Here is a 10,759-nt window from a genome sequence, read left to right on the forward strand (position 1 = left end):
TAGCCAAATAAAAAAGGTTGGCACTTGGCCAACCTTTAGATTTATTCAGAAACGTCTCATTATTTTAGGAAGCTAGGAATCTTAGCTTCAAACTCTGAGATCTTATCGGCATGTTGAAGTGTAAGGCCGATATTATCTAAACCATTCAGTAAGCAGTGACGACGGAACTCATCAATTTCAAACGAGTACTCTTTGCCGTTCGCGCTGACTTTCATTGCTTCTAGATCAACCGTAATTTCTGCACCTTCATTCGCTTCAACGAATTGGAATAGCTCATCCACTTCTTGCTCAGTCAATCGAACTGGCACCATTTGGTTGTTGATCGAGTTACCGTAGAAAATGTCGGCAAAGCTTGGTGCGATCATTACTTGGATACCGTAATCGGCAAGCGCCCACGGTGCGTGTTCACGAGATGAACCACAACCGAAGTTTTCACGAGCTAAAAGAATTGAAGCACCTTGGTAGCGAGCTTCGTTCATTACAAAATCAGGGTTTGGCTGTTGGCCTGCATCGTCTAGGAAGCGCCAATCGTGGAACAAGTGCTTACCAAAACCGATGCGGTTTACTTTCTGTAGAAACTGCTTTGGAATGATCGCATCAGTATCGATGTTGGCCGTATCTAGAGGAACGACTAATCCGGTGTGTTGTTGAAAACCTGACATGTTAAATCCTCTAATTAAAGTTCACGAATATCGACAAAGTGACCAGCGATAGCCGCTGCGGCTGCCATTGCTGGGCTAACTAGGTGCGTACGACCATCACGGCCTTGGCGACCTTCAAAGTTACGGTTTGATGTAGAAGCACAGCGCTCTTGTGGACCTAGACGGTCGTTGTTCATCGCAAGACACATAGAGCAACCCGGTAAACGCCATTCAAAGCCTGCTTCGATGAAGATCTTATCTAGGCCTTCAGCCTCAGCTTGTGCTTTAACTTGCTCTGAACCCGGAACGATAAGCGCTTGCACATGTTTTGCAACTTGGCGACCTTTCGCTACTGCTGCTGCTGCACGCATGTCTTCGATACGAGAGTTAGTACAAGAACCCACGAACACTTTATCTACGTTGTAATCAGATAGAGATTTACCGGCTTCAAGACCCATGTAAGCCAGCGCTTTTTCAGCTGATGCTTTTTCTACAGGGTCTGCGAAGCTTTCTGGTGCAGGGATTGGTGTGTCTACTGAGATAACCTGACCTGGGTTGGTACCCCAAGTGACTTGTGGTTTGATGTCTGCCGCTTCTAATGTAACAACTGCATCGAATTCTGCATCAGCATCGGTTTTTAACGTATCCCAGTATTCGATTGCTGCTTCTAGGTCTTCGCCTTCTGGAGAGAACTTACGACCTTTGATGTACTCGTATGTCGTTGCATCTGGAGCGATTAAGCCTGCTTTAGCGCCAAGCTCGATTGCCATGTTACATACTGTCATACGACCTTCCATCGTAAGGTCGGTAATTGCCTCACCACAGAATTCAACTACGTAGCCAGTACCGCCAGCAGCCGTTGTTTTACCGATGATCGCTAGCACGATGTCTTTTGCAGTGATGCCAGGAGTAACCTTGCCTTTTACTTCGATCTTCATGGTTTTAGCGCGAGCTTGTTTTAGCGTTTGCGTAGCTAGAACGTGTTCCACTTCTGAAGTACCGATACCAAATGCTAGTGAACCAAATGCACCGTGTGTAGCCGTGTGCGAGTCACCACATACGATGGTCATGCCCGGTAGCGTAATACCTAGCTCAGGACCCATTACGTGCACAATACCTTGGTATTTGTGGTTTAGATCGTAAAGCGTGACACCAAACTCTTCACAGTTCTTCGATAGCGTTTCCATTTGGATACGAGCCATCTCACCAGAAGCGTTGATGTCTTTGGTTTGTGTCGATACGTTGTGATCCATGGTCGCGAAGGTTTTGCCTACTTGGCGAACTTTACGACCTTTCTCACGTAGGCCATCAAAGGCTTGTGGCGACGTTACTTCGTGGACTAAGTGGCGATCGATATAAAGAATTGGCGTTTCGCCCTTCGCTGCAACTGCAACGTGAGCGTCATAAACTTTTTCGTATAAGGTTTTTGCTTGCTGGTTTGTCGACATAGCTTTTCTTCCTTGGGAGCATCAGTCCCAGTGTTTGTTTCGAGCCAAGTCATGCGGTTTACGCTGACTTGGCTTGATATTATTCTTATGTACTTGCTTCTAATCGGAGCCTTTAGCTTATGAAGCTAAGATGTACTCAGCGATCTTGTCACCCATTTCAGAGGTAGTCAGCGCTTGGTTTTTGCCAGCAAGGTCTGCCGTTAGCTCGCCTGCAGAAAGTGCTTTAGAAACCGCTGCTTCGATGTCTTGTGCTGCCGCTTCTTCGCCTAGGCTGTAACGAAGCATTAGGGCTGCAGAAAGGATTTGCGCGACTGGGTTTGCGATGTTCTTACCTGCGATATCTGGTGCGCTGCCACCTGCTGGTTCGTATAGGCCGAAGTTGCTTTCATTTAAACTTGCAGAAGGAAGCATACCCATAGAGCCAGTGATCATTGCGCACTCATCAGAGATGATGTCACCAAAGATGTTTGAACATAGCATTACGTCAAACTGAGATGGGTCTTTGATTAGCTGCATGGTCGCGTTGTCGATGTACATGTGGTTTAGCGTTACATCTGGGTAATCTTTTGCGATCTCTTCAACGACTTCACGCCATAGGATAGAGCTCTGTAGAACGTTCGCTTTATCGATTGAGTAAACGTTTTTGTTACGTAGGCGTGCCGATTCAAACGCAATCTTTGCAATACGTTCGATTTCGTAGCGGTGGTAAACCTCTGTATCAAAAGCTTTTTCAGTTGCGCCTTCGCCTTCACGGCCTTTAGGTTGGCCGAAGTAGATACCGCCTGTTAGCTCACGGACTACCACGATGTCGAAACCGTTACCTGAGATGTCAGCACGTAAAGGAGAGAAAGACTCTAGACCTTTATGGATTTGAGCTGGACGTAGGTTACAGAACAGTTGGAAGTGTTTACGTAGAGGAAGTAGGGCACCACGCTCTGGTTGGTCGTTCGGTGGAAGGTGTTCCCATTTAGGACCGCCAACAGAACCAAAAAGTACTGCGTCAGATTCTTCACAGCCAGTGACTGTTGCTTCTGGAAGTGGACAGCCGTGGTTATCAATTGCAATACCACCAACATCATACTCTTCGCGAGAAAAGCTAATCGCGTGCTTCTTTTCGATCGCGTCTAGCACTTTATGCGCTTGTTGCATTACTTCTGGGCCAATGCCATCACCAGGTAGTACGGCAATTTTGTATGATTTATCAGTCATGTTAATCCTTTAATTCTTTGTTACTGAGCTATTTAGCTCGTTTTAAATTTTGTCCCTAAAGCCAATAACATCGGCTCTAGGGCTCTGTTATTGGGTGTTTAAACTGTTGCGATTCTTTGCTGTTTCATTTCAGCAATGGTGTCTGCGCGTTGAATGCTATTAATAACGTGCAGTAGCGCCTGACCAGAGGCCTCAACGATATCCGTTGAAACGCCTGTACCGTGGTACTTGCGGCCTTTGTAGTTCGCAATAATATCAGCTTGGCCTAAGCCATCTTCGCCTTCACCTTTCGCGGTAAGGTCGAATTTATCCAATGCAATTTCGTAACCCGTTAAGCGGTAGATACATTGGTATAAAGCATCAACCGGGCCGTTACCGACAGCCGCTTCGCATTTCTCTTCATCACCACATTGCAGCTTGATGCTGGTGGTAGACATAACACTACCAGATTGTACGCTTAGGTAGTTAAGTTTATAGAAGTCATCTTCGTCACGTAGATTTGCGAAGTGCATTAGTGCTTCTAGGTCGTAATCGAATACTTGGCCTTTACGGTCAGCCAGTTTCAAAAAGTCTTCGTACAATGAATCTAGGTTGTACTCATTGTCTTTGTAGCCCATTGCGTCCATGTGGCTCTTAACGGCTGCACGACCACTGCGGCTGGTTAGGTTCAATGCTTTGTTTTTCAAGCCAATAGACTCAGGAGTCATGATCTCGTAAGTGTTCTTGTTCTTAAGCATGCCGTCTTGGTGGATACCTGAAGAGTGGCTGAATGCGTTAGCACCGACGATTGCTTTGTTGTCTTGAATTGGCATGTGGCAAAGCTGGCTAACCAACTTACTGGTACGGTGAATCTCTTGATGATCCAAACCAGTATGAACACCTAGTAACTCTTGGCGAGTTTTGATGATCATTGCGATTTCTTCTAAAGAACAGTTGCCCGCACGCTCACCGATACCGTTAATAGTACCTTCAACTTGACGAGCACCGGCTTGTACCGCAGCAATTGAGTTAGCAACCGACATACCCAAGTCATCGTGACAGTGAACAGAGATGATTGCTTGGTCGATGTTTGGAACGCGATCAAATAGCGTTTTGATAATGCCACCAAACTCGTTAGGTACTGTGTAGCCCACTGTGTCTGGAATGTTGATGGTTTTCGCGCCCGCGTTGATTGCCGCTTCAACCATACGACATAGGTTATCGATAGGCGTACGACCTGCATCTTCACAAGAGAACTCAACATCGTCTGTGTAGTTGCGCGCATGCTTTACCGCTTTTACTGCCATATCGACAACATCGTCGTAGCTACGGCGTAATTTATCTTGCACGTGAACCGTTGATGTAGAAATGAAGGTGTGAATACGGAACTGCTCAGCGACTTTTAACGCTTCTGCAGCGGCATCGATATCCTTCGCTACAGCACGAGAAAGTGCACAGATTCGGCTGTCTTTAATATTTTTTGCGATGGTTTGTACTGACTCAAAGTCGCCTGGTGATGACACCGGAAAGCCCGCTTCAATAACATCTACACCCAGTCGTTCAAGTGCATAAGCGATCTGTAATTTCTCTTTTACCGTTAAGCTTGCAGCCAACGCTTGCTCGCCATCACGTAAGGTCGTGTCAAAAATTATCACTTGATCGTTCATGGGTGCTTCCTTATATCGATAATGAATCGATTGCTATCCAAATTATTATTAAGAATGATGTTCTTTTAAAAGTGCCAGTTACAAAAAAACCCGCTCAGCGCGGGTTTTAATATTTGTGTAGTTCTTGACCCACAACTTACCCGCGCGATTGGTTCACGATAAGGAGAAGTTTCAGCAGTCGAGAAGAAGAAAAAATCATTACACAAATATCCGTAAATAAACTGTTAACACCATATTTACCGCAATTTATTCTGAGCGTCAAACAAGAAAATCCAATATCAGCGTGCTTTGGCGGTGTTTTTTTTTGGTTTGTGCTGCTTGCGTGTTGTTTGCTGGTGTTATCAGCTGATTGAGTGTTTTGTGCTGGGCGGTTAGTTTATCGTTTGGCTGATGTGTAGGTTAAAACTTTGTAGTAAATCTTTTTGATGGAACGATTCACCAATAAAATTAAAAGGGTGGCTAAATTAATTAATCATTTGATTAAATAGTGAGTAATTAATCTTCTACAACCATGTCGATTTATCCCTATAATTAATCGTGTGATTAATTATAGGGATAGGTCTCAGTGATGGCAGCGCGTAAAGCAGGGCGACCTCAACAGAATCTAGATGTACGGCAGTTACTCATTGAGCACGCTCGAGATCTGTTCGTGGTTCAACCGTACGACAAGGTATCGACTCGCTTAGTTGCTGAGCGAGCGGGTGTGAATATTGCGATGATTCGCTATTACTTTGGCAGTAAAGCCGGATTGTTTGAGGCGATGCTGCGTGAAACATTACGCCCTATGCAATTACAAATGCAGAGACTCGTTGATGAAAGCAGTCATGAGAACTTTCTTGATTTAATGCGGACTTACTACAAAGAGATGGTCAAAGTGCCGAAGTTTCCTCGCTTGATAGCCCAAGTGATGAATATGCCTCCCTCTGAAGTGCAAAGAGAGTTGCTCGAAAAGGTTTTCCTCGATGTTGCAAAGCCAGCCCAAGATGTCATTTTTGAAAAGTTGGTTGAACAAGGCATCTTAAAACAGAACATGGATCCAAAATTGTGCCGTATTTCGTATGTAAGCTTGATGGTGTTTCCTTTCATCGCTCCGCCGCCTTTATTGGCAATTCATGGGATTGAGATTAATGAAGAATTTCTTAATCGTTTAATCGAACACAACATTCAATTGATGACTGAAGGCTTTATTAACGCACCGAGCCCTTCTTCCGTGCAGGACCAAAGATAATGAAAATAAATAAAAAACTACTCTTCTTTCCAGCACTTGCGGTTGGTGTTATTGGCCTTGTCGCCGCGATTAACTTGAAGCCGGATCTTCCAACCAAACCTGCGGGTGATAGGGCTCGCTTAGTTGATACTGTGAGCCTAGAACAACAACTGATAGCGCCGTTAGCGGTCGGCTTTGGCAAAGTAGTGCCTAAAGTTGAATGGAAAGCGATTGCTGAGGTGACAGGACAGATCGTGTATCGACATCCAGATCTTGAAAAAGGCCAGGTGATCCCTGCAGGAACGGTCGTGCTCAAGGTTGATCCATTGGATTACGAATTGAAACTGATACAAGCAGAGGCGGATCTAAAATCAAGCCAAACCTCATTAGCGAAATTGAATCAAGAAGAAGACAACCTTAATCAGACTCTTAAGATCGAAAAGAATCGTTTGGTGATCAGCAATAAAGAGCTACAACGTAAACAGGATCTGCGTAAGAAAGGGCTCACCTCTCAATCGGATGTCGACCTGCAACAACAAAGCGCATTGTCTCAGCAGAAGTTGGTATTAGATATCGCGAACCAAATCGCGTTGATGCCAGATGAAAAGCGTGTTGCGGAAGCGGTGATTAAGGTCAACGTGTCTAAGGTAAAAGAGGCGCAGCGCTCTCTCGATAAGACCACGATCACTTTGCCAAGAGCGATGCGAATTGCTCAGGTTGATATCGAACAAAATCAAGTAGTTAACCTTCAGCAGGAGATGTTTATTGCTCACGGGATTAATGTCATGGAAGTAGAGGCGCAACTTTCTATTCACGATATGCAAACTTTAGCCTCCAGCTTTAACCAATTTCCTCGCGATGCTGCAGGAATCCCTAATCCTTATGAAGCGCCAATCAAAGCAAGCATTCAACTTAACAGCGGCAACCTGAACCTCAGTTGGCCAGCGAAGGTGGCAAGAATCAGCGAAACAGTTGATGAAAACCAAGCGACAGCGGGGATTATTCTCGAGATCGCTCAAGACTACTCACAATTACAACCAGACAGCGCAACGCCTTTGGTTAACGGTATGTTTGTCAAAGCTGAGATTGAGGGTGTCGCGAATCTAAGTTGGGTGGTTCCAGAGCGAGCACTGCATGGTGATAAGGTTTACCTGATGGATGACAATCAGCGTTTGCAAGTGGTCAATGTTGAAGTGCTTTATCGCAGAGACAATCAAGTGGTTGTAAGTGGAGAGCTACAAACTGGAGATAAACTGGTTCTCAATGATGTCCTGCCAGCAATCGAAGGCATGTTACTGAGAGAGTCGAACTCTGAAGAGGCCGAGCTTGAGTCAGATACTCAGGAGAGTGCGTCATGATCAAATTTTTCTCTCGGCACCCAACAGCAGCAAACTTGTTGATGCTTGGGTTGTTGATCTTGGGTCTAAGCTCACTATCAACCATCAAACGTGAAACCTTCCCCGCTTACGATCCGCCTTACATTATGGCTGCGATTGTCTATCCCGGCGCCTCTCCACAAGAAGTGGAAGAGAGCTTGTGTGTACGAATGGAAGATGCAGTAGACGGCTTAGCCAACATTGAAGAGACTCAATGTGAAGCGATCGAAGGCAGCGCCCGTTTAATTCTCAAGTTAAATGAAAAAGCGGACATCGGCCGAATGCTGGTGGACGTGCAAACCCAGATCAACTCGATCAATGACTTCCCAACTGAGATTGAATCGCCTGTTGTTCAAGAGCTAGATTGGAATGAACCAGTTGTCGATATCGCTATAACAGCCGAAACGTCGTGGCCGGAACTTAAGGCCTACGCGGAAGATCTTAAGCGTACCATGAAGCTTGATTACGATGTCTCTTTGGTCGAGGTTAGCGGCTTCTCGGATCATCAATATCGAGTGGAACTGGATACCCAAGCTATTCGTCAGCTGGGTTTGAGCGTCGGTGATATTGCGGATCAGATTGGCCGTCAAAATGTAAAACTGCCGAGTGGTAACGTTGAAACACCAGACAAAAACTTTCTGATTCGTTTCGACGAGAGACGAATTACGCCTGTTGAACTGGAAAGCATCGTGGTTGGATCTGCGCCTAATGGTTCGGTGATTCGCTTAAGGGACATAGCCAAAATAACCGACCGCTTTGAGCTTGATGAACAGAAGGTACTGTTTGATGGTAAGCCTTCTGCGCTATTGAAGATCAGCAAAAACAAAGAAGATGATGCGCTACGAATCAAGGAGAACGTGACCCGATTCGTTGAAGATCAAAGCGCGATTGCCCCTGATGGTGTGACATTGCAAATGACCAATGATCTCTCGTCTGTGCTTTGGGATCGTTTAACCATGATGGTACGCAACGGCTGGCAAGGTATTGTGCTGGTGTTCGCAACTATGTGGCTGTTCTTCAGCTTACGTTATTCATTTTGGGTGGCGGCAGGGTTGCCAGTTGCCTTCCTTGGTGGCTTGTTCTTAATGGCCAACCTTGGTTTGTCGATTAACATTATGTCGCTGGTCGGGTTGTTGATGGCTATCGGTATTATGATGGATGACGCCATCGTGATCGCCGAATCGATAGCCTCCCATTTAGATCGGGGGCAAAACGTTGACGATGCGGTGTACAACGGTGTTAAGAAGGTGCTTCCTGGAGTACTGTCTTCTTTCTTAACCACTGTGTGTATTTTCGGTAGCTTACTGTTTCTTGATGGCGAGATGGGTGCGGTGCTTAAGGCCGTTCCTCAAGTATTGATTTTGGTGCTGTCGTTGAGCTTGATTGAAGCCTTCCTGATTCTACCTAATCACTTATCTCATTCATTACATAAAGAAAAAAATGATAAGCCAGCGCTGCGCTTTAAAGTGGTGTTACTTGAGAAGTTTGAGAACTTCCGTAATACCACTTTGATGAACATGGTTGAGAAAGTCGTGACCTTCCGCTACGCCTTTATGGGCGGAGTGATTACGTTGTTGTTACTTTCGGTCGCCTTGATTGCTGGTGGCGTTGTTAAGTTTCAACCTTTCCCTGAGCTAGATGGTGATATCGCCGAGGCGCGTATTATTCTTCCGCCGGGCGCATCACTGTCTCAAACCGAGAAAGTGGTCGACAAAATTGTCGCGTCTGCTGAGCGTTTGAACAAGCAATGGAGCGAAGAGGTTGAAGAAGGCAATACACTGGTCGAGCACATAACTAGCCAATTCAATGCTAACGCCGATGCCAATGAATCCGGCCCGCACTTAGCCACAGTGCGCTTAGATTTACGCGGAGCAGAGAGTCGTAATACGGTTATCGATGATTTCATTGATGCGTGGCGAGAGGATATTGGCGATTTAGCGGATCCTATTTCATTGGTGTTCAAGCAACCGACTATGGGGCCGGGCGGTCGTGCTATTGAAATCCGCGCCAAACACGATGACCTGAGCGCATTGAAATCCGCTTCTTTGGATATTCAGGAGTACCTTAATCAGTTCGATGGGGTGCATGGCGTGCTTGATGATATGCGCATGGGTAAAGAAGAGATTTTGGTTAAGCTGCGCCCTGGAGCCGAAACCTACAATGTGAATGGGCAGATGATTGCGTCTCAGTTACGAGCGGCTTTCTTTGGGCAAACGGCGGATGAGATTCAAATCGGCGTTGAAAATATCTCGATTGAAGTGCGTCTTGATAAGGAACAAGCGGGCGACATACAGCAGCTAGCTAACTTCCCAATCATTACCGCAGATGGCAGTCAGATCCCGCTAGCAACGTTGGCGACATTAGATTTCCAGCGTAACTACGTGCGAATTCAGCGTATTGATGGGCTGAGAACCATCAGTATTTTTGGTGATATTGATAATAAGAAAGCGAGTTCATCCGCGATTTTGGCTCAGTTCCAAAAAGATGAAGCCGCCAAACTTATTCAGAAGTACCCGGGTTTACGCTTTGATTTCGAAGGGGAGGCCAAGGATGCAGCCAAGACTGGCGCTTCGATGGGCAAAGGATTCTTGCTCGGCTTATTCGGCGTGTTTGCGATTCTTAGCTATCAGTTCAGAAGCTATTTAGAGCCTGTGGTCGTGATGTTAGCGATTCCACTCGCTTTTATTGGGGTGGTCGTTGGTCACTGGATACTTGGCCATTCTTTGAGTATGCCAAGCATGATGGGCTTTGTGTCGCTTGCCGGAATTGTGGTTAATGATTCCATCTTGTTGGTGCAGTACATTCGTCACCATGTCGATGAGGGAGATAGCGTGCATGACTCGGTGGTGAAAGCCAGTCGCGAGCGTTTCCGAGCGGTATTCTTGACCTCAATGACGACTGCGGCAGGTTTGCTACCGCTGTTGACGGAAACCAGCTTACAGGCTCAGGTTATCCAGCCACTGGTTATTTCGATCGTATTCGGCATATTTGCCTCGACCTTATTAGTATTGTTTATGATCCCAGCGGCCTACGCGATATTGGCGGATTTCGGTTTGGTGAAAAAGCACGAGCCATTAGCCCTATAGCCTTTAGCGTTTAATTATTTGCGAGCTCTATTATCATTAGCGAACGCTATAACCATTGACACGATAGAAGTAGCGTTTGCTTGCTTATATAAAGAATTGAAAACATAGAAGAATAAAGCGGCCTTGGGTCTAATGCCGATCAGTTA

The 10,759-nt window shown here is 45.8% G+C and carries 7 protein-coding genes; 3 read left to right on the forward strand and 4 right to left on the reverse strand.

Annotated features, from left to right (window positions below):
- Positions 1–59 precede the first annotated feature (59 nt).
- The 4 genes from leuD to leuA form a co-directional block, all read right to left on the reverse strand.
- On the reverse strand, positions 60–662 hold the full coding sequence (gene leuD / locus AB4351_RS16645; RefSeq protein WP_017062937.1) for a 3-isopropylmalate dehydratase small subunit: 603 nt from the start codon (positions 660–662) through the stop codon (positions 60–62).
- Between the two features lie 14 nt (positions 663–676).
- A complete protein-coding gene (gene leuC / locus AB4351_RS16650) occupies positions 677–2,089 on the reverse strand; it encodes a 3-isopropylmalate dehydratase large subunit (protein WP_108167343.1) in 1,413 nt (470 codons plus the stop codon).
- 117 nt (positions 2,090–2,206) lie between these two features.
- Positions 2,207–3,298, reverse strand: coding sequence for a 3-isopropylmalate dehydrogenase (leuB, locus tag AB4351_RS16655; protein ID WP_017061390.1), 1,092 nt, complete (start codon positions 3,296–3,298; stop codon positions 2,207–2,209).
- Between the two features lie 98 nt (positions 3,299–3,396).
- Positions 3,397–4,944, reverse strand: a complete 1,548-nt coding sequence (leuA, locus tag AB4351_RS16660) for a 2-isopropylmalate synthase (protein ID WP_017066940.1) — start codon at positions 4,942–4,944, stop codon at positions 3,397–3,399.
- Between the two features lie 568 nt (positions 4,945–5,512).
- Here leuA and AB4351_RS16665 point away from each other — a divergent pair.
- From AB4351_RS16665 to AB4351_RS16675, 3 genes are read left to right on the forward strand one after another with little or no spacing between them, the layout of a single operon-like run.
- The gene (locus tag AB4351_RS16665) at positions 5,513–6,172 is read left to right on the forward strand and encodes a TetR/AcrR family transcriptional regulator (RefSeq protein ID WP_017062933.1); all 660 of its coding nucleotides are present in this window, start codon (positions 5,513–5,515) and stop codon (positions 6,170–6,172) included.
- A complete protein-coding gene (locus AB4351_RS16670) occupies positions 6,172–7,509 on the forward strand; it encodes an efflux RND transporter periplasmic adaptor subunit (protein ID WP_050053092.1) in 1,338 nt (445 codons plus the stop codon). Before AB4351_RS16665 ends, AB4351_RS16670 begins: the two co-directional genes overlap by 1 nt.
- Positions 7,506–10,613: an efflux RND transporter permease subunit gene (locus AB4351_RS16675; RefSeq protein WP_372126620.1), complete on the forward strand. Its 3,108-nt coding sequence runs from the start codon at positions 7,506–7,508 to the stop codon at positions 10,611–10,613. Before AB4351_RS16670 ends, AB4351_RS16675 begins: the two co-directional genes overlap by 4 nt.
- The last annotated feature ends 146 nt before the right edge of the window (positions 10,614–10,759 follow it).

The organism is Vibrio sp. 10N.261.51.F11, assembly GCF_041471665.1.
Classification (GTDB): Bacteria; Pseudomonadota; Gammaproteobacteria; order Enterobacterales; family Vibrionaceae; genus Vibrio; species Vibrio crassostreae_C.

Excerpts from the sequence above, each read along its gene's own strand:
- leuD (WP_017062937.1), bottom strand. The coding sequence starts at position 662 with ATGTCAGGTTTTCAACAACACACCGGATTAGTCGTTCCTCTAGATACG.
- leuC (WP_108167343.1), bottom strand. The coding sequence starts at position 2,089 with ATGTCGACAAACCAGCAAGCAAAAACCTTATACGAAAAAGTTTATGAC.
- leuB (WP_017061390.1), bottom strand. The coding sequence starts at position 3,298 with ATGACTGATAAATCATACAAAATTGCCGTACTACCTGGTGATGGCATT.
- leuA (WP_017066940.1), bottom strand. The coding sequence starts at position 4,944 with ATGAACGATCAAGTGATAATTTTTGACACGACCTTACGTGATGGCGAG.
- AB4351_RS16665 (WP_017062933.1), top strand. The coding sequence starts at position 5,513 with ATGGCAGCGCGTAAAGCAGGGCGACCTCAACAGAATCTAGATGTACGG.
- AB4351_RS16670 (WP_050053092.1), top strand. The coding sequence starts at position 6,172 with ATGAAAATAAATAAAAAACTACTCTTCTTTCCAGCACTTGCGGTTGGT.
- AB4351_RS16675 (WP_372126620.1), top strand. The coding sequence starts at position 7,506 with ATGATCAAATTTTTCTCTCGGCACCCAACAGCAGCAAACTTGTTGATG.